The 19837-nt window shown below is 66.8% G+C and carries 18 protein-coding genes; 7 read left to right on the plus strand and 11 right to left on the minus strand.

The window, feature by feature from the left end; all coding sequences use genetic code 11:
* Positions 1-178: 178 nt before the first annotated feature.
* The 3 genes from ACH0AE_RS10300 to ACH0AE_RS10310 all read left to right on the plus strand — a co-directional run bounded on the left by ACH0AE_RS10300 (position 179) and on the right by ACH0AE_RS10310 (position 3598).
* Positions 179-1795: a GMC family oxidoreductase gene (locus ACH0AE_RS10300; protein ID WP_294443660.1), complete on the plus strand. Its 1617-nt coding sequence runs from the start codon at positions 179-181 to the stop codon at positions 1793-1795.
* A gap of 98 nt (positions 1796-1893) precedes the next feature.
* Positions 1894-2670: a winged helix-turn-helix domain-containing protein gene (locus ACH0AE_RS10305; RefSeq protein WP_294443659.1), complete on the plus strand. Its 777-nt coding sequence runs from the start codon at positions 1894-1896 to the stop codon at positions 2668-2670.
* Between the two features lie 175 nt (positions 2671-2845).
* Positions 2846-3598, plus strand: a complete 753-nt coding sequence (locus tag ACH0AE_RS10310; protein WP_294443658.1) for a response regulator — start codon at positions 2846-2848, stop codon at positions 3596-3598.
* A gap of 15 nt (positions 3599-3613) precedes the next feature.
* Here the strand turns inward: ACH0AE_RS10310 and ACH0AE_RS10315 are convergent, their stop codons facing one another.
* Complete coding sequence (locus ACH0AE_RS10315) at positions 3614-5992, minus strand: DAHL domain-containing protein (RefSeq protein WP_294443657.1); 2379 nt, start codon at positions 5990-5992, stop codon at positions 3614-3616.
* Positions 5989-7101: a cytochrome-c peroxidase gene (locus tag ACH0AE_RS10320; RefSeq protein ID WP_294443656.1), complete on the minus strand. Its 1113-nt coding sequence runs from the start codon at positions 7099-7101 to the stop codon at positions 5989-5991. The genes ACH0AE_RS10315 and ACH0AE_RS10320 overlap by 4 nt, the downstream gene beginning before the upstream one ends.
* A 204-nt stretch (positions 7102-7305) precedes the next feature.
* Here ACH0AE_RS10320 and ACH0AE_RS10325 point away from each other — a divergent pair, with 204 nt between their 5' ends.
* The gene (locus ACH0AE_RS10325; RefSeq protein WP_294443655.1) at positions 7306-8460 is read left to right on the plus strand and encodes a GAF domain-containing protein; all 1155 of its coding nucleotides are present in this window, start codon (positions 7306-7308) and stop codon (positions 8458-8460) included.
* Between the two features lie 3 nt (positions 8461-8463).
* On the opposite strand, the gene ACH0AE_RS10330 is transcribed toward ACH0AE_RS10325, so the two are convergent.
* Complete coding sequence (locus ACH0AE_RS10330) at positions 8464-8943, minus strand: MarR family winged helix-turn-helix transcriptional regulator (protein WP_294443654.1); 480 nt, start codon at positions 8941-8943, stop codon at positions 8464-8466.
* Positions 8944-9066: 123 nt separating this feature from the next.
* Between ACH0AE_RS10330 and ACH0AE_RS10335 the strand changes: the two genes are divergently transcribed.
* Entirely contained in the window at positions 9067-9492 is a 426-nt protein-coding gene (locus ACH0AE_RS10335) for an Ohr family peroxiredoxin (RefSeq protein ID WP_294443653.1), read from the plus strand.
* A 32-nt stretch (positions 9493-9524) separates the two neighbouring features.
* Entirely contained in the window at positions 9525-10319 is a 795-nt protein-coding gene (locus tag ACH0AE_RS10340; RefSeq protein WP_294443652.1) for an alpha/beta fold hydrolase, read from the plus strand.
* Positions 10320-10466: 147 nt separating this feature from the next.
* Here the strand turns inward: ACH0AE_RS10340 and ACH0AE_RS10345 are convergent, their stop codons facing one another.
* The 4 genes from ACH0AE_RS10345 to ACH0AE_RS10360 form a co-directional block, all read right to left on the minus strand.
* On the minus strand, positions 10467-10769 hold the full coding sequence (locus tag ACH0AE_RS10345; RefSeq protein ID WP_294443651.1) for a hypothetical protein: 303 nt from the start codon (positions 10767-10769) through the stop codon (positions 10467-10469).
* On the minus strand, positions 10766-11902 hold the full coding sequence (locus ACH0AE_RS10350) for a class I SAM-dependent methyltransferase (RefSeq protein ID WP_294443650.1): 1137 nt from the start codon (positions 11900-11902) through the stop codon (positions 10766-10768). The genes ACH0AE_RS10345 and ACH0AE_RS10350 overlap by 4 nt, the downstream gene beginning before the upstream one ends.
* Entirely contained in the window at positions 11899-12837 is a 939-nt protein-coding gene (locus ACH0AE_RS10355) for a VOC family protein (protein ID WP_294443648.1), read from the minus strand. The genes ACH0AE_RS10350 and ACH0AE_RS10355 overlap by 4 nt, the downstream gene beginning before the upstream one ends.
* 103 nt (positions 12838-12940) lie before the next feature.
* On the minus strand, positions 12941-13702 hold the full coding sequence (locus ACH0AE_RS10360; RefSeq protein WP_406875724.1) for a GntR family transcriptional regulator: 762 nt from the start codon (positions 13700-13702) through the stop codon (positions 12941-12943).
* A 61-nt stretch (positions 13703-13763) separates the two neighbouring features.
* Between ACH0AE_RS10360 and ACH0AE_RS10365 the strand changes: the two genes are divergently transcribed.
* Positions 13764-14162, plus strand: coding sequence for a heme-binding protein (locus ACH0AE_RS10365; RefSeq protein WP_294443645.1), 399 nt, complete (start codon positions 13764-13766; stop codon positions 14160-14162).
* 47 nt (positions 14163-14209) lie between these two features.
* Here the strand turns inward: ACH0AE_RS10365 and ACH0AE_RS10370 are convergent, their stop codons facing one another.
* Genes ACH0AE_RS10370 through ACH0AE_RS10385 form a run of 4 tightly spaced genes read right to left on the minus strand, consistent with a single transcriptional unit; the run spans position 14210 to position 19785 of the window.
* Positions 14210-15061, minus strand: a complete 852-nt coding sequence (locus ACH0AE_RS10370) for an SDR family NAD(P)-dependent oxidoreductase (protein ID WP_294443644.1) — start codon at positions 15059-15061, stop codon at positions 14210-14212.
* Between the two features lie 28 nt (positions 15062-15089).
* Positions 15090-17060, minus strand: a complete 1971-nt coding sequence (locus tag ACH0AE_RS10375) for an FAD-dependent oxidoreductase (protein WP_294443643.1) — start codon at positions 17058-17060, stop codon at positions 15090-15092.
* 7 nt (positions 17061-17067) lie between these two features.
* Positions 17068-17367 carry a hypothetical protein gene (locus ACH0AE_RS10380; RefSeq protein WP_294443642.1) on the minus strand — a complete coding sequence of 100 codons (300 nt, stop codon included), beginning with the start codon at positions 17365-17367 and terminating at the stop codon, positions 17068-17070.
* Between the two features lie 54 nt (positions 17368-17421).
* Complete coding sequence (locus ACH0AE_RS10385; protein WP_406875725.1) at positions 17422-19785, minus strand: TonB-dependent receptor; 2364 nt, start codon at positions 19783-19785, stop codon at positions 17422-17424.
* Positions 19786-19837: the final 52 nt, after the last annotated feature.

Here is a 19837-nt window from a genome sequence, read left to right on the forward strand (position 1 = left end):
ACTCAATGTGATGATGTTTGTGGCGCGGGTCTTTCCGAGGGAGTGACGGTGTCCAGCGGCTACCAACAGCAAATCGGCAGGATTGTATAATCTGATAGAATTGATACTTACCGTCCTGCGACGGACGCAGGTTAGCGGATCGTCATTCGGATCAAGGCACATCGACGGGAGCAAGGGAATGACGACCGGAACGACCCAGCAAGATCATGATTTCGCGCGCCGCGGCGCGGAGAACCAGGCTCGCCTGACGGGCGACCTTTCCGACAGCTATGACTTCATCGTCTGCGGGGCAGGCTCGTCCGGTTCGGTGGTGGCGCGCCGGCTGGCGGAGAATGGCGCTGCATCGGTACTGTTGATCGAGGCTGGCGGCAGCGATGAGGTGGCCGCCGTGCTGGAGCCCGGCCTGTGGCCGACCAACCTGGGCAGCGAGCGTGACTGGAACTTCGTCGCCGAGCCCAATCCGCATCTCAACGGCCGCTCGCTTCCCATGTCGATGGGCAAGGGGCTTGGCGGCGGATCGAGCATTAACGTGATGGTCTGGGCGCGCGGCCACCGCAGCGACTGGGATTATTTCGCGAAGGAGGCGGGCGACGAGCGCTGGGGCTATCAGGCCGCACTCGACACCTATCGCCGGATCGAGAATTGGCAGGGGACGCCCGATCCCGATTATCGCGGCACGGGCGGCCCGGTGTGGGTGCAGCCGGCAAAGGAGCCCAATCCGCTGGCGCACGCCATGCTGGATGCGGCCGGGGAGCTCGGCATCCCCACCTTCGACAGCCCCAACGGGCGCATGATGGATGGCGACGGCGGCGCCGCGATCTCCGACATGCTGGTGCGCGACGGGAAGCGTCATTCGCTGTTCCGCGCTTATGTGCATCCAGTGCTGGACCGCCCGAACTTGGCGGTGCTGACCGGCGCGACGGTGCTGCGTATCATCATTGCGGGCAAGCGCGCCACTGGCGTCGAGATCGAGCGCGATGGGCGGCGGCACACGATCACCGCGCGGCATGAAACCGTGCTGTCGCTGGGCGCGATCCAGACACCCAGGGTGCTGATGCATTCCGGCATCGGCGACGAGGCGGAGTTGAAGCGGGTTGGCCTGCTGGTGGTGCAGCATCTGCCGGGCGTCGGCCGCAATCTGCAGGACCATGTCTCGTTCGGCTGCACCTGGGAATTTGTCGAGCCGATCGCGCCGCGAAACAGCGGGAGCGAGGCGACGCTGTACTGGAAGAGCCGACCTGAGCTGGAATCACCGGATCTGCTGTTCTGCCAGGTCGAGTTCCCGGTGCCGAGCGAGCGCACCGCGGCGTTCGGCGTGCCGGAGCATGGCTGGACGATGTTCGCCGGGCTGGCGCGCCCGGCGAGCCGGGGGCGGCTGCGCTTGCGCAGTGCCGATCCGCACGCGCCGCTCGAGATCGACGCGAACATGCTGTCCGACCCGATCGACCTCCAGGCAGCGATCAAGTGCGTCGAACTGTGCCGCGAGCTTGGCAATGCGCAGGCTTTCCGGCCGCTAGTGAAGCGCGAGGTGATGCCGGGTAACCTCAGCGGCGGCGCGATGGAGGATTACATCCGCGACGCGGCCGTCACCTACTGGCACCAGACCTGCACGGCGAAGATGGGGCGCGATGCGCTTTCCGTCGTGGATGCATCGCTGAAGGTCTATGGCATCGAGGGCCTGCGGATCGCCGACGGTTCGATCATGCCGCGCGTCTCGACCGGCAACACCCAGGCGCCCTGTGCCGTCATCGGCGAGCGCGCAGCCGACATGCTGCGCGAGGCGCATCGGGTTTGAACCGACCCCCAGCCTGACCACCCCGGGCCCGATCCGCGGGCGAGCGTAGCCGAAGACGGCGCGCTCGTCCGCGGCAGGGCAAGTTCACGGAGCCGATCATGTATCACTTTGCCTCGCTTCAGCCCGCCGCCCAGCAACTGCCGATCGCCGTGCGGCCGCGCCATATCGGCCGCGTGCTCGTCATCGAGGAGGATGCCGGCACGCGGTCCGCGATCCTCACCTATCTGGAAGATCATGAATGGTCGGCGGTGGCGTGCACGCCGCAGGAGATCGGGCGGCATCTGCATAACCAGCAGCTGAGCCTCGTGATCATGAGCGCGCGGCTCCGGGCGCGCGACGCGCTGGACCTGGTGCGTGAAGTGCGCAGCCGATCCTATGTGCCGATCATCCTGTTCCGCACCGATGGCGAGCCCGCAGGGGTCGAGCGGATCGTGGGGCTGGAATTGGGCGCGGACGATTTCCTATCCGGCCCGCTGAACCTCGAGGAGCTGATGGCGCGGGCGCGGGCGATCCTGCGCCGGCAGGAGCTTGGCCGACTGGCGCCGCAGCCCCTGCGGGGCGGCTATCGCTTTGCCGGTTGGGAGCTGCGCCACGCGGGGCGAACGCTGACCTCGCCGTGCGGTGACGAGGTGAGCCTGACCAAGAACGAATATGCGCTGCTGAACGCCTTGCTCGAGGCGCCGGGGCGGCCGCTGTCACGGCTTCATCTGATGCGCAGCACGCGCGTGCACGAGGATATCTACGACCGCAGCATCGATGTGCAGGTGCTGCGCGTACGGCGCAAGCTGTCTCGCGAGCCGGGCGGCGAGGAGCTGATCAAGACGGAGCGCGGCTATGGTTACCGCCTTGACGCGCAAGTGGAGCCGTTGTTCTGATATGATTGTGCGCAAGACTTCGCCGGTGCGCGCGCTTCACTGACCGCGTGATCCGGCGGTTTGGTCGCAAACTCGCCGTAAACGGTTACAGTCGTGACTGCGACTGTTCTTATCCTTTGGCCCCGTCCGTAAGGCACCGCGCTGTCGCTGCTGGTGTTTTAGGAGGAGGCTTTGGATGATGATGATTGAAGCGGCGGAAGTATCGTCGCACGCGAAGGCTGCACGCATCCTGCTGGTGGATGATGATCCCGCGATGCAGCGAATGATCGTCAGCTACCTCAACGATCACAACATGAACGCGACCGCCGTATCGGGGCGCAAGAGCCTGATGCACACGCTGGCAGTGCGTGAGCCGGATCTGGTGATCCTGGATCTTCATCTTGGCGAGGATGACGGGCTGGACGTGCTGCGCGAACTGCGCGCGAAAAGCGTCGTGCCCGTCATCCTGATCACCGGCAACCGCCGCGAGGAGGTGGACCGGGTCGTCGGGCTTGAGCTTGGCGCGGACGATTACGTGACCAAGCCGTTCGGGCTGCGCGAGTTGCTGGCGCGGGTGCGCGCGGCGCTGCGGCGGCGGACGATGGATCGCCTGCGCCCGCCGAAGCAGCGGGAACTGCTGTTCACCTTCGCTGGCTGGCGCTTCGACCAGCGGCAGCGCGAGCTGACGTCGCCTGCGGGCGAGCAGGTGACGCTGACGAAGAGCGAGTTCGCGCTGTTGAGCGCCTTCGTCCAGGCACCCAATCGGACGCTCTCACGCGAGCACCTGCTGCGCGCGACGCGGATCCACGAGGATGTCTATGATCGCAGCATCGACGTGCAGATCCTGCGGTTGCGGCGCAAGCTGGAGGACGATGCCCAGTCGCCGCGCTTCATCCGCACCGAGCGCGGCATGGGATACCGCTTCCTGGCGGAAGTGGAGGTGCAGTGAGGGGAAGCGGCGCGATCAGGCGAGCGTGCCGGCACGCTCGCGGATCAGCGCCGCCACCTCCGAGCCGTCGATCGGGTGAGAGAGATTGACCACGCGGGAGCAGGGAAAGGTGAGATTGGCGGGCGTTGCCAGGAGGAGCGGGCGCGCGCCAAGCGTCGGCAGCATTTCGTGAACCAGGCGGCCCACCGTCCGGACTTCACGCGCGGAGACGAGCACTGCGTCAGACGATCGCACCGCATCGATCATCGCCTCGGCGCCCGTCGATAGCGGCAGTTCGATGGTGTTGAGGCCGAGTCCGGCGAGCGTGCGGCTGTCGTGCGACAATGCGTCGGACGCGGTGAGAAGCAGGATCCGGTCGCCTTCGCGCAGGACCGCCGATGTGGCGGCTTCGGCGGCGGCAGGAAGCCACACGGTGAAGCAGGCACCCGCGTGGTCCAGGTTCGTCACGTCGATCGTGCCGCCATGGTCCCGCACGATTTCCCATGCGGTGGAGAGGCCCAGGCCTGTACCTGCCGCCTTGGTGGTGAAGAACGGTTCAAAAAGGCGCGCGGCAACCTCCGGTGGCACGCCGGGGCCGGAATCCACGATGGCCACGGTGAAATATCGCCCTGCTGCAAGGCTGCCGTGGCTGAACCGGCGCCGCTCCGTGAGGTTGACGAGATCGCACACCATTGCGACCGGACCGCCGCGGCCGGCCTGCGCCGCGTTGTTGCAGATGTTGAGAAAGGCCTGTTGCAGGTCGACGGTCGCGCCGCTGACGGGGCAGGGCCCATCTGGCACATCGAGGCGGAACATCGCCTCGTCCTGATTGGCGGCGGCAAGGAGGCGATGTGTTTCCTCCAGAATGTCGCGCAGATCGATCGGACGCTTTCCCGAGCGGCTGTGTTTGGCGAAGCCCAGCATTTCGTCGACCAGATCGCTGGCGCGGCGGGCAGCGATCAGGATCTCGTCGAAATAGCCGCGCGTGGCCGATCCCTTGCGCGTTCGCCCGCGACCCATTTCGCCGTACCCGGCGATGGCGCCGATGATGTTGTTGAAATTGTGCGCGAGGCCGCTGGCGAGCACGCCGATCGCCTCCATCCGGCGGGCCCAGGCAAGGGTGCGATCAAGGTTGCGTCGTTCGATGCTGAGCAATTCGCGATTGGCGCCGTGAGCGATCGCGGCGAGTGCGGAGGCGGTGCCGGCGAGATGATCGTGCCGCTGCGCCGAGGCGGGGCCGGCCGGCTCGAACCCGATCAGCACCGGCGCAGGGTGCGTGGTGCGAAGGAGAACGAGATCGCTCACGCCTGCCTGTTGCATCGCGTGCGCGATGGCCGGGTAACGGGTGAGCCGATGGTGGTAGGCGAGGACACGATTGTCGAACCACGCCCCGTCCTGCTCGGCGGCCTCTGCAAAGGGAGCGAGCCAGTCGTCCGGAAGAGCGCCGGGCGGCCAGGAGAATATCGACTGATCGGCCAGTTCGGGGATGCGCAGCTGGAGCCGTCGCGCGTTGATGTGACACGCCAGGTGATCGACCGCCTCCTGCACGCGTGACACGAACGTCGAGCCGCCGGTGTCGATCAGCGGCATGGCGATCGCGGCGCTGAGCCGGGCATTGGCGGCTTGTGCCGCCAGTTCGCGGGTCTGCAGCCGCTGGAGCAGGAGCAGCATTACGACGGCGGCGGCCAGCAGAGCAAGCGCGAAGGCGGCGGAGAATTGCAGCGCGCGCATCCGGTAGGTGCGGCTGATCAGATTCGCCTCAAGGGCGGTTTCGAGCCGAGCGAGGCGCTGCTCGATGTCCGTCGCCCAGATCGCCCGCAGCAGGCGATCGCCCTCCGGCAGAACATCCACCAGCAGACGCGCGTGGGAGGATAGCTGCGCGCGCGGTGATCCATTCGCCGCGCGTGGCAGCGCGGCGAGCGCGGCGCGGGCACTGGCGACGGTCGGCGGGCTGGTGTCGAGCGTGAGCTTCAGCACCCAGGCGGACAAAACATCGCGCCCCGGCGTTTCAGTAGCCCCATTGGCGGCAAAGCGGGCGAGGGAGTTCTGCAGCAGCGCGTTGTTGGTCTTGAACCGTTCGACCAGCGCCTCCTGTCGCGCTGTCGCGGCGGTGAGATCGGCGACGGCGCGGCGGACTTCGTCGTCGGAGGGTAGCTCACGCAGACGCGACAGAGCGTCGTCTGTCGCGGTGAGGTCGGCATTCACCGGATCATAGGTGCGGATGAGGCCCGCGCGTGCATTAAGCAGATCGATGTGGAGCGCGCGCTGTGCCATCGAGAATTGCGTGACGCCTTCTGCGGCGGCGCTTGACCAGCGCCGGCGCGCGTCCATCGCCCGCACCGCCGCCGCGGTGAGCAGGATGCTGAGAAGGAGCAGATACGGGATCGCGATCTTGAGCAGATGGGGCGGCTTCATCGCGCCGCAACCGGCTTGGCGGGCTGGGCAGGCTTGGCGGAGGTAAGCGACCGTCCCTGATAGGTGCCCGTGAGTACCCCGAGGAAGGCGGCGATATCCTCGACGTCCTGCTCTGCAATGGTGAGATCGAGCTGCGCGCGGCCCATCTGCCGGATCGCCTCGGGAAGCGAGGAGACGGCGCCATCGTGGAAATAAGGCGCGGTGACGGCGACGTTCCGCAGGCTGGGCACGCGCAGGAGGGCAGGGCCGCTGCGCCCCAGCGGATGGAAGATGCCGCGCCGCTGCATGAGGTTCGCACCGACATTGCGGCCCTGATGGCAGCTGGCGCAGCCGAGCTCCCGAAAACGGGCGAGGCCGCGTTGCTGCTGGGCGCTGAGCGCACTGCGATCTCCGCGCCGCCAGCGATCGAACGGCGCATCAGGCGTGACGAGCGTTTCCATGTAAGCGGCAAGCGCGTCGGCGATATGATCACCGCTGGGTGGCCCGGCGTAGATCGCACGGAAGCGGGCCGCGACGGCCCGATCCTGTGACAGGCGGCGCGCGGCGAGGTCTCCGGCGCCCATCAGGTGAACGTCGGCCAAGGTTCGCTGCGTGAAGGCGCGAAGGTTACGGCTGCGACCTTCCCAGCCGAGGCGGAAGCTTTCGCCTGCGTTGAAGACGGTTGGGGTATTGAAGCGCATCGGGTGACCGCTGTCGCCGCGGTCGCGCGCGAATGCCGACGCGCCGTTGGTCGCGAGATCGTGGCAGGAGGCGCAGCTGTAATTGCGGGAGCGGGACAGGCGGCTGTCTTTGAACAGCAGCTGCCCGAGAGCGATCTTCTCCTGCGCGCCCAGTGGTGGCGCCACGATCGGCGTTACGAAGGATCCGTCGGGTGATTGCGGCTGGCGCGCCGCGGCGAGGCTGAGGCCGAAGGTGGCGATAGCGAGCGGCATCAGGAGGGCGAGTGTCGCCGTGCCGGCATTGCTGGCGCGTGTCGGCCCGGGCTGCCCGGATATGGCGACGCCCTCGAACGGCGACATGGCGAGCGCGATCCGGAGCGCGGACCATCCGCGACGACGGGCCGGCAAGATGCGGCAGAGGATGCGGGTGACCATCAGCGGCGGGCCCATCCAGGAAGCATCACCGGAGTGATCACGGCATCCTGTTTCATCCGCGCTGCAGGAGCAATGATCCGTGTTACGCCGGCAACGCAGCCTGTGCTGTGGATGGGCGCGAAAGTAATCACATTCGCTCAGGGTTCATCGAGGGTGGGTGGCACGAAGAAGCGGTACGGCACGTTGGCCGCTTTGCCCGCGGGCTGTTAGGGGTCGATGATGGCGAAAACGGACAAGGATATCCTCACCACCGCGGAGACGGCAAAGCTGCTCGGCGTGTCGGTGCGCACTGCGCAGCTGCTGGTGGAGGGCGGCTCGATCCCGTCGTGGAAGACGCCGGGGGGGCACCGCCGCGTCTATCGATCGGACGTGATGGCGATCATCAACGGCCGCGAGGAAGAGGGGGCGACGGCCAACCCCTCCGCCATGGTCGTGGTGATCGGCGCGACGGACCGGCTGCCGCTCTATCGCACGTTGTTCGCTCCGGTCGGCGAGTGCACGGTCGAGATGTTTGATGACGTGCTTGCCGCCCTGGTGGCGGTTGGATCGCTGAAGCCCCACACGATCATCGTCGATGCGCCCGACGGCGGCCCCGATCGCACCCAGCTGCTGCGGGGTCTTTCGGCCAATCGCGCGCTTGGCGGCAGCCGGCTGCTGGCGGTGGGACAAGCGGCGAGCGTGCCCGCCTCGCTCCAGCCGCGGGTGACGCGGCTGGACACGCCGGAAGCGGCTTTGGAAGTGATCGAGCAGGCGATTGCGGGTGACGAGCCGGTGACATTCCAGCCGGGCGATGCGCCATTCCCGATCGCGCGCAACGAGGGCCAGCGGCTCATCGCGCTGGAACGCACCGGTCTGCTCGATACGGCGCCGGAGGAAGCTTTCGATCGGCTGACGTGGCTGGCGGCACAAGGGCTCGATGCGCCGATCGCGCTGATGACGCTGCTGACCCCGTCGCGCCAATGGTTCAAATCGCGCGTCGGGCTCGACATGACGGAGACGCCGCGCAGCTGGGCATTCTGCAACCACACGATCTTGCAACGCGACGTGTTCAGCGTGGAGGATCTGGCGAGCGACGCACGCTTTGCGGATAATCCGGCGGTGGCGGGGGAGCCGGGCTTTCGCTTCTATGCCGGCGCGCCGGTGCTGGATCCCGACGGCTTCGTCGTCGGATCGCTGTGCGTGATCGATCGCAAGCCGCGCAAGCTTGACGAGCGGGGCGCGCAGATGATCCGGACGCTCGCTGCAATCGCGTCCGACGAGATACGGCTCCGGGGGCTGGAGCGTCAGACGGGTCCTCAGAAGAGCGCCGGCAGCATGCCGAAGCGCCGACCGGCGGCGTTGCCGGGAAAGGCAGCGCCGCCGCCGGCGCCGTGACGGCTATTCAGCAGTCTCCGTCTCCGCGCCGCGGTCTTCGACGTGGCGATAGACGGCATCGCGAAGCTGCGCGACGCGGCGGTTGAGCTCGCCGAGTTCCGCCGCCGTCTCGCCCGAGGCGGTGAGGAGCTTTTCGCCGAGGCAGCCGGCCTCGTTTCGGATCGCACGGCCACGTTCGGTGAGGGAGATCACCACCTGGCGCTCGTTGGCGGGATTACGCGCGCGCCGGACGAGACCGGCCACTTCCAGCCGCTTCAACAGCGGGGTGAGCGTGCTCGATTCAAGGGCGAGCTCGCCGGCAATGCCACCGACCGTCTGATTGTCGGCGTGCCACAGGACGTTCAGCACGAGATACTGCGGGTAGGTGAGGCCCAGCCGATCCAGCATCGGCTTGTAGAGCCGCTGGATCGCGATCCCCGCGGAGTAAACGGCGAAGCACAGCTGATCCTGGAGCGGGACGGGCGGCGAAGATCGGTTGGTCATCATGGTCCCTTGTCGGGGCAATCCTCTCGCGTAAAGATATCGCGATAACTTTTTCCTTTACAAGAGCCACCGAATCGCTCATATCTGTTATCGCGATAACGGTTATCGCATAGGAGCAGCGATATGACGATCCTGTACCAAGCGCGTGCTTCGGCGATCGGCGGGCGCACGGGCCGCACGGCAACCGACGACGGCGCACTTGACGTGACGCTGGCGATGCCGCCGGAACTGGGCGGCGCTGGCGGTGAGGGGGCGAACCCCGAGCAATTGTTCGCCTGCGGCTATGCCGCGTGTTTCCTTGGTGCGATCCGCCTCGTCGCCAAGCGCCGCAAGGTGACCCTGGCACCCGATGCGCGGGTTCATGCGACCGTCGGTATCGGCATGCGCAACGATGGATCGGGCTTCGGCCTAGACGTTGCGCTGGCGGTCGACCTGCCCGGACTCGCCCCGACGCTCGCAGCGGAGCTCGTCGAGGAAGCGGACGACGTCTGCCCCTATTCCCACCTTGCGCGCGGCAATGCTGACGTCCGCCTCGCGCTTGCTGCCTGACCACCCACGACAGTCGAGAAAGGAAGACCAAGATGCGTCACATGATCCTGAAACTCGCCGCAGCCGCCGCCGCCGCGAGCCTTTCCACCATCGCCGTCGCGGGTGCCGCGCAGGCCCAGGCGACCGCCCCGGCCGCCATCAAGAATGTCGTGCTGGTGCACGGCGCCTTCGCCGACGGCTCCGGCTGGCGGAACGTGTACAATGATCTGACAAAGCGCGGGTATCGCGTGTCGGTCGTGCAGAACCCGCTGACGTCGCTCGAGGATGACGTCGCGGCCACCCGGCGGGTGCTGGACCGGCAGGACGGGCCGGCCATCCTCGTCGGGCACAGCTGGGGCGGCACGGTGATCACCGAGGCAGGCGTCCACCCAAAGGTTTCCGGCCTGGTGTATGTCGCTGCCCTGTCGCCCGATGCCGGCGAGACCACGGCGCAGCAATATGAAGGCTTCACCACGCCGCCGGAATTTGTGATCCAGACGACCAAGGACGGCTATGGCTTCGTCGATCCGGCGAAGTTCAAGGTCGGTTTTGCGGCGGATGCGAGCGACGCGGATGCGGCGTTCCTGCGCGATACGCAGGTGCCGATCAACATGTCCGCATTCGGTGTGAAGCTGCAGAATGCGGCGTGGAAGACGCGGCCGAGCTGGGCGGTGTACGGCAAGCAGGACAAGGCGTTTGACCAGCGGATGCTGCAGGCGATGGCCAAGCGGATCGGCGCCGACACGGTGGAGGTGAATGCCAGCCACGCGGTGTTCATGACGCAGCCCAAGGCGGTGGCGGACGTGATCGACCGGGCGGCGAAGGGCGCGGCGGCCAAGGGGCGCTGAGCCAGCATTAGCGGTAAAAAGGGGGCGGCCTGCGGGTCGCCCCCTTGTCGTTTGGGCCGCTCCAACATGGCGCCGCGGCGGTGCGCGATGGCGCGCAAGCGGAGAGCGATGGTGCGTTATGCGCACCGTTGGTGCGTCGTGGCAGGTCTATGTGCGCGGATCGACCATGATCCGCATGACGCGCAGCTGCATGGCCTCGATCGCGGCGCGACGCGCTTCTTCCGCGTCAGCCGGCTGGGGCGCTTCCTTCCAGCTGGCATAGGGCTCGCCGCGCAGATCGGCCACTTCGCGTTCGAGCCGGTCGATCCGGTCATTCGCGTTGCTGAGCTCGACGAGGAGCGCCAGCGCGATCGCCAGCACCTTTTCGGTCTCTTCATTGTCGAGGCTGGCGGGGCGGGGGCCCCTGCCGCCCGCGATGACGGCGGAAATCGCGTCGACGGCGCTGGTCATGCTTCAGCTCCCGCCGGCTTGCGGCCGCTGATCACGTACCAGCGATTGATGTTGTTCACCGCCTCGACGTGATGTTCGCGCACCACTTCGGGGTCGAAGCCGGCGGCGATCATGTCGGCCTGAAGATCGGCGTCGTTATAGATCTTCCAGAACAGTTCGCCGTTGAAGCGCGTATCCCAGTTCTTCTCGACGCGGTGGACCTCGCTGGGCGCGAAGCGGGTGTCGACATCCTGGAAGATCACGACGCCGCCGGGGCGGACGACGCGAAGCGCCTCGCGCATCGCGGCGCGGCGTTTGTCGGCCCCGATCTCGTGCAGCATGTTGTGCGAGACGACGAGATCGAAGCTGTCGTCGGCGAAGCGCAGATCGGCGGCGTCCATCTGGTGGAAGTGGACCGCGACGCCCAGCGCCTCCGCCCGCGCATGGGCATAGCGCAGCATGCCGGCGCCGATGTCGATCGCGTGCACCTCGGCATCGGGGAAGCGATCGGCGTAGGCGGCCGAGGCGGCGCCGGCGGAGCAGCCGAGATCGAGGATCTTGCCGGGCGCGAGATCGGGGAAGTCCTGATCGAGCAGGCGGAAGACGACGCCGGCCTTGCTGTCGCCCTTGCCGGCACCCTGGCCGAAGGAGAAGACGTTGCCACCGGTTTCGTAGAAGGCGCCGGCCACGACGTCGCCGGGATGATCGTCACGCGCATAGCCGCCCGGCTGCAAGTGAACGTCCGTACCCGCGATCTCGGGCGAGGGATCGTAATCGGGCGCGAGCGTCAGGCTGCCCTTGCGGTTCGGCGACGTGGCGAGCGCGTCGGCGGCGGCCTCCATGCGGGCGCGATCGCGGAAGATCGGTTCGCCCACGGCAACCCAGATCATCTCCTGCGAGGCGCGGTTGGCGGCGCTCCACAGGCGATAGTCAGTCGAGGCGAACAGTGCCTCCTCGATGTCCTCGGGCGATTGCGGCTGGCGACCATGACGCTCGGCAAAGGCGGGCGCGCCTTCCTCGGCGAAGCGGCGCACGTTCTGCGAGCGGACGCGCATGTTGAGCAGCTTGCGCAGCGAGACGACCGCGCGCTGGCGGCTCAGTTCGTCGGCGGTGGCCTGCGGCAGGACGGGATGCTGGACGTCGCGAACCCTCATGATGCCTTCTCCTCGATGAATTCGACCAGTTCGCCCGCCGGCCCGCGCACGGTGCAGCTGCGGCGCCCGTCATAGCCAAGGCCGGAGTGGACCCGGGGCGGGGCGATCGCCAGCGGCACCACGCGATCGAACGCCAGCGTCTCGATCGATGCCATCGCGCAGCCGGGCGGAAGCGAGCCGGGTGCCTGCGGGCGATCGGTTGCGATGAAGCCGGGGCCGCTGGGGTATTCGTCGAATTCGAACAGGTAGCCGTGTTCGCGCAGGCCGGCCGTCGTCATGCGGATGGCGTGATCGGCGGGGAGGCCCTGCGCCGTCTGAACGAGGGAGATCAGGCTGTTGCGCAGCGGACGGCGCTTCAGATCGAAGAGATCGCAATACCAGTTGCGCATCGCGTCAAAATCCCGCCCGGCCAGGACGAGGATGAACGGGCGGTCGATCAGGGAGCGCGGCTGCGGCAGGATCGAGGCCGCGCGGTCGCCGCTTTCCATGGTGAAATACAGGCATTCGCCCGACGGCCCTTCGACCTGCATCGCGACAATCGAGGGCATGAACTGCAGCGGCTTGGGCGCCGCGAGGATGCGGAATTCGCTCGCTTTCAGCCGATCGTGGACCGCGTGCACGTCATCGACGATGATCTCGATCGCGGCCCAGCCGAACGTGGTGAGCGCGCGGTAGCCGGGAACGGCCGGCGTCTCGACGATGCGGATGTAATCGCGCTCGGCGCCTTCGGTGCTGAGCAGGCAATAGGGGCGGCCGGCGGCGGCAGGGGTGCCCCAGCTTTCGGCGAGTTCGGTCGAGACGTTGCCGGCCTCGCGCGTGCGGTAATCGAGCACGTCGCGATAGAGCTGCGCCGTGGCGGCGACATTCGCGCTGCCCACGGTCGCGAAGCGGAACCGGGTGAGCAGCGGATCCCCGTGTGACGTCCAGTCGCTCATTCGATCACCCCCATACGGCGATCCTAGCACGGAATGATCTTAATTCTATATCAAATGAGCGTCATGTGGCAGGGTGTGCCACATGACGCGGAATCGCGATGGTTCAGGCCACGGCGGAGTGGAGATCGAGCTTGATCTGGTACAGATCGGGCCGGAATTGCGCGACCACGTGCTGCACCGGACGGCGGTTCGTATCGGACACCGTTCGGCTGACCCGCAGGATCGGCGACCCGATCTCCACCTCCAGCAGATTGGCGAGCGATGCGTCGGCGAGCGAGGCGGTGATGATCTGCGTCGCGGCGCCAATCTGAACCCCGGCCTGTTCGAGCAAGGTGAGCATCGGCGTGGAGCGCAACGAGGAGCGGTCCATCCCGCCCGCCAGCTCCGCCGGCACATAGCTGACCAGATGGCTGATCGGCTGGTTTTCGAGCAAGCGGACACGGGCCACGCGAAGCACCGGCGTGCCGGCCGCAATGCCCAGCGCCTCCGTCACCGGCATCTTCGCCGGCACCGTGTCGAGGTCCAGGATCCGGACCTGCGTCTTCCGCCCGTATGTGATGAGCGATTCCATCGCCTGTTCGATGCTGCCCTCGATCGGGCGGACCGGCGACTGATAGGTGACGTGCGTGCCCACGCGTCGCTTGCGGCCGACGAGATTGGCATCCGCCAGTTCGGCGAGGGCGCGGCGCGCGGTGATGCGCGACACGCCGAACGTTTCGGCCAGTTCCTGTTCCGGCGGCAAGCGCGAGCCGAACGCGCGCGAGCCGTTGATGATCTCTTCCCGCAACTGGAGGAAGAGCTGGTGATAGAGCGGCACCGCTTGCAGGCGATCGACGTGTGCGACCTCGTCGTTGTTCTTTGTCATTCGCGCTCCCCTTCAACCACCCGCTTGCCGCGCAACGTGCCGGCCGAAAAGAGGAAAATAGATGCTGATCAAAGCTGCACTCGATGATTTGGCGCTCGATGCGATGCTGGCGGCGGCCCGCGACAAGGCCAAAACCCTAGGAATTGCGGCATCCGTGGCGATCGTCGACGATGGCGGATACCCGCTTCGACTGGCCCGCTCAGAGGCAGCCGGAAAAATGACGGCGGCGGTGGCGCTGGCGAAGGCGCGGACCGCGGCGCTGATGCGTGGGCCGAGCGGAGCGCTGACCGCGCGGCTGAAAGACGAGCCGGAATTGCTGCGGCTGACCGATTACCTGCCGATGCCGGGCGGCCTGCCGGTGCGGCACGAGAAAGACTGCCTGGGAGGCGTGGGCGTGTCCGGCGGGAATGCGGAGCAGGACGTGACGATCGCGCAGGCGGCGCTGGACGCGATCATCTGAAGCAACTGTTGGGCCGCCGGGTGTTTACCCGGCGGCCCGGCACAGGATCAGTGCATTTCCTCGCCGCCCGAGACGTTCATCGCCTCGCCGGTGATGTAGCGGGCCTGGCCCGAGCAGAGGAACGCGCAGGCGTTGGCGGTATCCTCCGGCGTGCCGACCCGGCCGAGCGGGATGCGGCCGCGCATCGCCTCGAGATATTCCTCGATCGTCTGGCCGCGCATCGAGGCCATGTACTCGTTCTGCCAGGCGCCGAGGCCGGTGGTGACGTGGTTCGGGCAGACCATGTTCACGTTGATCTGCTGCGGCCCCATCTCGATCGCGACCGAGCGGGTGAGGCCGACGAGGCCGTGCTTCGACGCGATGTAGGAGGAGGTGAGGGCGGAACCCGACTTCGACCCGCGGCTGCCGATCGAGACCACGCGGCCGCGGCCCCAGCCGGACTGCTCGTCCTGCGTCAGCATCTGGCGGATGGCGTGCTTCATCGCGAAGAAGGCGCCGCGCAGGTTCACGTCCAGAACCGTGTCCCACTTCTCCTGCGTCTGCTCGACGAAGGGGCCGAAGAGATAGCCGACGCCGGCGTTGTTCACGAGGATGTCGAGCCGGCCGAAACGCTCCACCGTGGCGGCGACCATCGCCTCGACTTCCGCCTCGACGCGCATGTCGGCGGCGTAGGTGGCGATATCGGGGTGAAGCGCGCGAAGCTCCGTCGCGACGGCTTCGAGATCGTCGTTGGTGCCGATGCCGTGGCCCGGCGCCATCGCGCCCTTGGTGGTGCCCAGATCATGGAGCATCACCTTGACGCCGTCCTCGGCGAGCTTGCGCGCGATCGCTGCGCCGAGGCCGCCGGGACGGCCGGCGCCAGTGACGATGGCGACCTTGCCGTTGAGATCGGGGTACATGCGGGAGTTCCTGTTTACGGGGGACAGATCAAAGGGAGAGGGCGGCGCGGTAGCCTTCGGATGTCGCCGCCAGGACGGTGCGCGGGGCCCAGCAATCGCCGATCAGCTGGGGCACGATGCCGGCCGCGCGGAGCGGCGCCTCGAGCGAAACCTCGGGGACGCGCGGCGTGGCGAAGGTGAAAAGCGCAACGTCCGGGATGATGGTGCGCGCGCCGGTGAAGACGTTGCGCAGCGCGACCTCGCCTTCCTCGAAGCGCGAGTCCGCGGCAGGAGCCACGAGCGTGACGATCTCGATCCCCTTCTTGAGGAAGCGGGCGTAGATGCCCTGGCGGGTGACCATCGCTTCCTCGCCGGCGATCCGTTCGCGATCGGTGACGACCACCACCCGGTCGAAGCGGGCGTGGAGCAGTTCCGCCGCGGCATAAGTGAAGGCCGTGCCGTCCGCGTCATGGATGACGGCGGTGCCGGGCTGGCGGCCGGTGCGGCGCGTCAGATCCTCCATCACTGCGCGAAGATCGGGGAAGAATTCGCGATATTCCTCCGGCAGGTAATCGGGGGTGGCGGGCGTGGCGCCGGTCGCCAGGATCACCTTGTCGGGGTTGAGCGCGAGGATGTCCTCGGCAGTCGCTTCCTGGCCCCAGCGCAGGTCCGCGCCGGCGCGCTCCGCGGCGAGGCGCTGGTAATCGTAGATACTGCTCAAATTCTCGCCGCCCGGCAGGAGCGCGTGGAGCCGCGTCTTGCCGCCGGCCTCGTCGCCGCGGGAGAAGAGGGTGACGTGGTGGCCGCGGGCGGCGGCGACCCAGGCGGCCTCCATGCCGGCGACCCCGCCACCGACCACGACGACGCGGCAGGGGGCCGCGGCGGGCTCGGGCGTCCAGTCCGCCTCGTCGGGCGCGCCGACGCGCGGGTTGTTGTCGCAATGCAGGCCGCGGCCGACGTTGATCATGTGCCAGCAGGTGTTGCAGGCGACGCAATAGCGGATCTGCGCCTCGCGCCCCTCCTGCGCCTTCAGGCCCCAGGCGGGATCGGTGACGAGCGGGCGGCCGATCATGACGAGATCGCCGAGGCCATCGCGCACGATGCGCTCGCCCTCGTTCGGATCGGCGATCAGGCCAAGTGCGCCGATCGGCACGCCGGGGGCCGACTTGCCGAGCGCCGCGATCGTATCGACATACGGCGCGCGGGGGCCGTGGAGATCGGGCAGATGCTCGTAGAGCGTGTGGCCGTGAGCGCCCCAGCAATAGGTGATGTAATCCACCGCGCCGGTGGCGTGGACGAGGCGGGTGATCTCGGCCGCCTGGGCGAGATCGATGCCGTTCTCCATGCCGTCCTCGGCCGGCAGCTTGGCGCCGATGATGAAGCCGGTGCCGCACGCCTGGCGGAGCGTCTCGATCAGTTCGATCAGCAAGGTGGCGCGGCCGGCGAGATCACCGCCGTAGCGGTCCTCGCGCCGGTTCGATCGGGCGGCGAGGAACTGGTGGAAGAGGTGGCCGTGGCCGGCCGAGATCTCGACGCCCGCAAACCCAGCGCGCTGGAGCGCGCGGGCGCTGATCGCGAATTCCTCGATCATCGTCGCGATGCCGTCGATCGACAGCGCGTGCGGCACGGTGCCGCTGAGATCGTCAGGAAGTGCGGAGGCGCCATAGGCGTTGGGGTTGCGGAAGCCGGAGCGGAAGCCGCGGCCATTGTCCTGCACCTGGCCAAGCATCAGGCTGTCATGTGCGCCGACCGCATCGGCCCAACGGGCGAGCGCATCGGTGTTGATGCCGGACAGGATCGCGGGGCGGGTGGGCAGTTGCTGCCATTGCAGCATGCCCATCGGCTCGCTCACGAGCATCGCCGCGCCGCCGCGCGCGCGATTGGCGTAATAGTCGATCAGGCGATCCGTGACCCGCCCACCTTGCGCGAAATGCGTCGACATGGACGCATGGACGATACGGTTCTTGAGCGTCCGGCCGCCGATGACGACCGGGGAGAAGAGATTGGGATAGGCCGTCATCGATGGATCAGGATGCGCCGTGCATCCGCATGACGCGCTGAAAATAGGCGTTGCGCCACTCGTTGCGCTCTGCCTCCACCGCCGGATCGGCGCGATAGGCCTCGATATCGGCGCGGCTGACCGTGCCGTTAGCATCGAGCAGGCGCTCGATCGTGTCGGTGCGTTCGCGCAGCACCGCCACTTCGGTCATCAGCTCGAAGAAGAAGGTCATGATCTGATCGATCGAGGGATCGTCAAAGAAATGCGGACGCGGCCCCTTGCTCACGCGGGGCAGGGTGACGCTTTCGGGGGGGCGGGGATCAGCCATGGCAATCGTCCTATGAGATCGGGGCGGACGTTGCCGCCCGCCCCGATCCGATGATCAGAAGTCCTTGCGAACGCGGATGGACCAGCGGCCCGGCTCGTTCAGATACGGGAAGATCAGGAACGAGGCGACATAGCGGCGATCGAAGCAGTTGTTGCACTCCGCCGCGATGCTCCAGCCCTGCGACACGTTGCGCAGCGTGATGCCGGCGTTGAACGTGCTGCCCGCCTCCTGATAGCCGCGCACGTCGTTCTGCGCCGACGGGTAGCTGCCGTCGCTGTACACCCAGGTGCCCGACGGGATCAGCTGGAAATCGCCGAGATCCGCCGTGTAGCTGGCGTAGAGCGTCGAGTTGAACGGCGCGACACGCGACGGGAGCGCGATGCTGCCATTCTGGGTGACGATGCCCTGGTTGCAGTTCGTGCCCGGTGCGATGCCGGCGCGGCAGCGCTCCGCCTGATCCAGCACGCTCTGGTCGATGTTCTTGTAGCGGGCGTGCTGCCAGCCCGACGTCCAGGAGAGCGTCGCGCCGCGGAACGGAATGACGGTCAGCTCGGACTCGATGCCGTAGTTGCGTAGATCGGCGAAGTTGCCGGTGTTGTAGATGATCTGGCCCGGCAGCAGCGGGTTTTCACGGCCAGCCGGCAGCTGGTTGTCGGCATCGTTGAAGTAGAAGCCCGTCAGGTTGAAGCGGACGCGACGATCGAAGAATTCCGAACGCAGACCGCCCTCGAACGACCAGATCGTCTCACGATCGAAGGCGAACATGCTGGCGGCGTTGTAAGCGCGCGACACCCAGCCGCCCGACTTGAAGCCCTTCGTCGCCGACGCGAAGGCCGAGACGTCCGGCGCCATCTTCCAGTTGATGGCGAAGCGCGGCGTCCAGACCTTGGCTTCCTGCGTCACCGGGTTGCCGGCGTTGATCACGTCAATCGTGGTGAACGGCTGGTTGATGCCCACCGGCGGCAGCGGCGAGGCATTCGGACCGAACTTAATGTCCTTATACTCCTCGGTGTAGCGGATGCCGGCGGTGAAGGTGAGGTTCGGGGTGATCTTGTAATCGCCCTGCAGGTAACCCGCGATCGCATCGGTGTTGTTCTGCATCGTACGGTCAGCAAACAACGTGCCGGTGCCGTTGAGCGCGATCGACAGGTTCGCGAAGCTCGTGCGGTTGTCTTCGCGGATGTAGAAGACGCCGCCGACATAGGTCAGCTTGTCGTCAAGCGCGCTGCCGGTGAACTTGATTTCCTGGCTGAACTGCTTGTGCCAGCTGTCGTTCGCGAGGACCGACGTCGGCCCCGGCACAGGGGTGATGAGATCGTTCGGATACTCATACACCGTCGAGGTGCTGAGCAGGCTCATCGCGCTGTCGGTGAGATATTCGTTATAGATGTGGCGATAGCCGGTGATGATGTTCACCGTCAGATTGTCGGTCGCCTCGAGTTCGAGGTTCGACACCGCCGACCAGCTCTTCGCGACGTTGCCGAGCGTGTTGTCAGCCAGCTCCGGCGACAGGTAGCTGCGGCCGCCGAACACGTCGGAGACGGTCTGGCCTTCGCGCAGCTTGGTGTAGCTGACGCGCTTCTTGGTTTCCCGATCGTAGAAGTTGGGGAAGTTCGCATAGCTCTGGCGGTTATAGTCGCCCGTGATGTCCCAGATCACGCCATCGCCGAGCACGCGGACGGCGCCGCGGAAGCCGTAGCTGTTCTCGGAGTTCAGGCGCTGGCCGGTGACGCGGTTTTCGACATAGCCCTTGTCATCGACGTAATAGCCCTGGAACTTCGTCAGGATCTTGTCGGCGACGAGCGGAAGATCGATCGAGCCGCGGACGGTGGCGCGATCGAAGCGGCCATAGCCTGCCTCGACGAAGCCGCCGAGATCACGCGACGGCTTCTTCAGGACGACGTTGATTGCGCCGCCCGTCGTGTTGCGGCCGAAGAGCGTGCCTTGCGGACCGCGCAGAACCTCGATCCGCTCCACATCGAAGAAGGAGAAGTTGTTGGCGCTCTGACGCGACATATAGACGTCGTCGACATAGGTGCCGACCGGAAGATCGAAGGTCGAGATGGTCTCGTTGTTGTTGAGACCGCGCATCGAATAGCTGTTCGCGGTGCCGACCGACGTGTTGTTGTGCGCGATCAGGTTCGGCACATAGGCGAACAGATCGATCGTGCGCGCGATCTGGCGCGACTGCAGTTCCTGCGGCGAGAAGGCCGAAATCGCGAGCGGCACGTCCTGCAGGCGTTCTTCACGGCGCTGCGCGGTTACCACCAGATCCTCGAGCGCTTCGCCCTGGTTCTCGACTTCTGCAGCCGGTGCCGGTTCTGCCGGTGCAACCGTCTGTGCCTGTGCCTGCCCTGCGATCGCCAGCGCCAGAAGGCTGAGCCCTGCGAAATGATGGCGCTTGATCTTGCTCGTCATCAACAATCCCCTTCAGATTCCCGGATCCGGCACGCCGCTCGCGCGCCATCTC

The sequence above is a fragment of the Sphingomonas sp. 179-A 2A2 NHS genome (genome assembly GCF_045371305.1).
Lineage (GTDB): Bacteria > Pseudomonadota > Alphaproteobacteria > Sphingomonadales > Sphingomonadaceae > Sphingomonas.

Excerpts from the sequence above, each read along its gene's own strand:
- ACH0AE_RS10380 (WP_294443642.1), bottom strand. The coding sequence starts at position 17,367 with ATGGCTGATCCCCGCCCCCCCGAAAGCGTCACCCTGCCCCGCGTGAGC.
- ACH0AE_RS10325 (WP_294443655.1), top strand. The coding sequence starts at position 7,306 with ATGGCGAAAACGGACAAGGATATCCTCACCACCGCGGAGACGGCAAAG.
- ACH0AE_RS10365 (WP_294443645.1), top strand. The coding sequence starts at position 13,764 with ATGCTGATCAAAGCTGCACTCGATGATTTGGCGCTCGATGCGATGCTG.
- ACH0AE_RS10375 (WP_294443643.1), bottom strand. The coding sequence starts at position 17,060 with ATGACGGCCTATCCCAATCTCTTCTCCCCGGTCGTCATCGGCGGCCGG.
- ACH0AE_RS10340 (WP_294443652.1), top strand. The coding sequence starts at position 9,525 with ATGCGTCACATGATCCTGAAACTCGCCGCAGCCGCCGCCGCCGCGAGC.
- ACH0AE_RS10300 (WP_294443660.1), top strand. The coding sequence starts at position 179 with ATGACGACCGGAACGACCCAGCAAGATCATGATTTCGCGCGCCGCGGC.
- ACH0AE_RS10330 (WP_294443654.1), bottom strand. The coding sequence starts at position 8,943 with ATGACCAACCGATCTTCGCCGCCCGTCCCGCTCCAGGATCAGCTGTGC.
- ACH0AE_RS10360 (WP_406875724.1), bottom strand. The coding sequence starts at position 13,702 with ATGACAAAGAACAACGACGAGGTCGCACACGTCGATCGCCTGCAAGCG.
- ACH0AE_RS10370 (WP_294443644.1), bottom strand. The coding sequence starts at position 15,061 with ATGTACCCCGATCTCAACGGCAAGGTCGCCATCGTCACTGGCGCCGGC.
- ACH0AE_RS10355 (WP_294443648.1), bottom strand. The coding sequence starts at position 12,837 with ATGAGCGACTGGACGTCACACGGGGATCCGCTGCTCACCCGGTTCCGC.
- ACH0AE_RS10335 (WP_294443653.1), top strand. The coding sequence starts at position 9,067 with ATGACGATCCTGTACCAAGCGCGTGCTTCGGCGATCGGCGGGCGCACG.
- ACH0AE_RS10310 (WP_294443658.1), top strand. The coding sequence starts at position 2,846 with ATGATGATGATTGAAGCGGCGGAAGTATCGTCGCACGCGAAGGCTGCA.
- ACH0AE_RS10305 (WP_294443659.1), top strand. The coding sequence starts at position 1,894 with ATGTATCACTTTGCCTCGCTTCAGCCCGCCGCCCAGCAACTGCCGATC.
- ACH0AE_RS10320 (WP_294443656.1), bottom strand. The coding sequence starts at position 7,101 with ATGGGCCCGCCGCTGATGGTCACCCGCATCCTCTGCCGCATCTTGCCG.
- ACH0AE_RS10345 (WP_294443651.1), bottom strand. The coding sequence starts at position 10,769 with ATGACCAGCGCCGTCGACGCGATTTCCGCCGTCATCGCGGGCGGCAGG.
- ACH0AE_RS10385 (WP_406875725.1), bottom strand. The coding sequence starts at position 19,785 with ATGACGAGCAAGATCAAGCGCCATCATTTCGCAGGGCTCAGCCTTCTG.
- ACH0AE_RS10350 (WP_294443650.1), bottom strand. The coding sequence starts at position 11,902 with ATGAGGGTTCGCGACGTCCAGCATCCCGTCCTGCCGCAGGCCACCGCC.
- ACH0AE_RS10315 (WP_294443657.1), bottom strand. The coding sequence starts at position 5,992 with ATGAAGCCGCCCCATCTGCTCAAGATCGCGATCCCGTATCTGCTCCTT.